Origin of the sequence: Nitratidesulfovibrio oxamicus (assembly GCF_015731765.1) — a bacterium.
Lineage (GTDB): Bacteria > Desulfobacterota > Desulfovibrionia > Desulfovibrionales > Desulfovibrionaceae > Cupidesulfovibrio > Cupidesulfovibrio oxamicus.
The window spans coordinates 1-637 of the sequence record NZ_VRYY01000740.1 but is presented as its reverse complement, the minus strand read 5'-3'; the positions used below and the strand labels follow the sequence as shown (position 1 = coordinate 637).

The window sequence follows — 637 nt, the reverse complement described above, 5'->3', positions numbered from 1 at the left end:
AACGCTGCGGCCTCCACGGAAACGGCGCCGCTGCCCGCGCCCAGGTCCCATACGGTGTGGCCGGGGGCGATGCGCAGGGCGGCAAGCCCGGCGGCGCGCACCGGCCATTTGGTGATCAGCCGGGCCTGCACGTCGAAATCAGTGTCGGGGATGCCCAGCACGGGCAGTGCGGCGTCGCCCTCCGCACCCTGCGGAGACCCGGCGCGGAGGGAAAGGACGGGAGTGGCGCGGGGCACCAGCAGGACGGTGCAGTTGCCGCCCAGTTCGTCCAGTTCGTCCCGTTCGTTCAATTCGTCCCGGTTGCCCGGTTCCCCCCGTTGCCGCAATCCGGCGGCGTGATTTTCCGGCCTGCTGGTGTCGAGGGGCAGGGCGATGGTCACGTGACGTTCCCCGGGGCTGCCCATGTCGGCGAAGGCATGCAGCCGCAGCCCGGCCACTCCGCGTTCGATCAGGAAGCGGGCGATGGCCCCCGGCGTGTTGTGGCCGTCGGTCAGCACGCAGACCGGATCGCCCCGGTGCAGGGCGCGGCGCAGTGCCGAGGCAAGGGGGCGATAGTCGCTGCGGCCATGCAGGGAAACGCAGCGCGCGTCCTGCCACGGCAGGGCCAGCCGGGCGGCGGCCTGTTGCAGGCAGGATG

Annotated in this window: 1 protein-coding gene; it reads right to left on the bottom strand. The window is 72.2% G+C overall.

From position 1 onward, the window contains the following. The coding region (locus tag FVW20_RS18000) for a bifunctional cobalt-precorrin-7 (C(5))-methyltransferase CbiE/decarboxylating cobalt-precorrin-6B (C(15))-methyltransferase CbiT (RefSeq protein WP_231039246.1) at positions 1-637 on the bottom strand (637 nt) is incomplete at both ends.